Raw genomic sequence first — 1,146 nt, forward strand, 5'->3', positions numbered from 1 at the left:
GCGGCGATGTCGGAGGCCGCGGCCTCGATCGCCGCCGCTTCTGTCTCGGATGTACGGAGTGGAGCCTGCGTCATGTCAGCTCATGTGCCTCAGCCAAGTCACGAGATAGGCTGCGGCCGAAGCCACGGTCAAGACCCCGGACAGCAATATGAGAACCGGCCTCAGCGGGTCGAGATGAACCGACAGGGCAAGCTCACCCAGCACAACCGCCGCCAGCACGATCTGGATGGCGGTGTTGGCCTTCGACACGAAAAGCGGTTTCATCTCGACCGGATGGGCCATGACGGCGGACAGCAGGACCGCGCAGACGATCAACGCGTCGCGCGACACCATGGTGACGACCAGCCACAGCGGCAATTGCCCGATGAGGCCCATGACCACGAACACCGAAACCAGCAGCAGCTTGTCGGCGATCGGATCGAGATAGGCGCCGAGCGTGGACTGCTGATTGAAACGGCGGGCGATGAAGCCATCGACGCCGTCCGAAATGCCGGCGACGAGGAACCCGGCAAAAGCCCAGTCCCAGCGCGCCTGCAGCATCGCCAGCACCACCGCCGGCACCAGGACAAGGCGCAGGATGGTGATCAGGTTGGGGATGGTCAAATGCCTGGCACCTCCTCTTGGTCGGAGATAGATGATGAAGATGGCGGGTGGCAACAAGGGAGGAGCTGCCGATCTCCCCGCACGGGAGCGGCCTTCAGCTTGGCTTTCGCCAATCACGAGCGCCTGTACGTGCGCGCTGTCCACGGTTTTGTAGGCCGAGATGGCCGTTATCCTTGCGGACAGAAACCGTTCATGCGAAGAGCCCGCGACAAGGAAAATTGCTGAACGGGCACCAGAAATGAGCAAGCGCGACGTGAACAAGCGCAAGAACGGGCTCACCTATGCCGAGGCCGGTGTCGATATCGATGCCGGCAATCTCATGGTCGAGAAGATCAAGCCGCTGGTGCGCGCGACGCGCCGGCCGGGCGCCGATGGCGAGATCGGCGGTTTCGGCGGCCTGTTCGACCTCAAGGCGGCCGGGTTTACCGATCCGGTGCTGGTGGCGGCCAATGACGGCGTCGGCACCAAGCTCAAGATCGCCATCGATGCCGGCAAGCACGACACGATCGGCATCGACCTCGTCGCCATGTGCGTCAACGACAT

General features: G+C 63.2%; 1 protein-coding gene and 1 pseudogene. One reads left to right on the forward strand and one right to left on the reverse strand.

Annotation, left to right across the window (positions count from 1 at the left end; all coding sequences use genetic code 11):
- Window positions 1–75 precede the first annotated feature (75 nt).
- Window positions 76–603 carry a CDP-alcohol phosphatidyltransferase family protein gene (locus EOA22_RS34530; RefSeq protein WP_013532444.1) on the reverse strand — a complete coding sequence of 176 codons (528 nt, stop codon included), beginning with the start codon at window positions 601–603 and terminating at the stop codon, window positions 76–78.
- Between the two features lie 238 nt (window positions 604–841).
- Here EOA22_RS34530 and EOA22_RS34535 point away from each other — a divergent pair.
- Window positions 842–1,146: pseudogene (locus tag EOA22_RS34535) on the forward strand (phosphoribosylformylglycinamidine cyclo-ligase); the annotation flags it as partial.

Origin of the sequence: Mesorhizobium sp. M7A.F.Ca.US.014.04.1.1 (assembly GCF_003998745.1) — a bacterium.
Classification (GTDB): domain Bacteria; phylum Pseudomonadota; class Alphaproteobacteria; order Rhizobiales; family Rhizobiaceae; genus Mesorhizobium; species Mesorhizobium ciceri.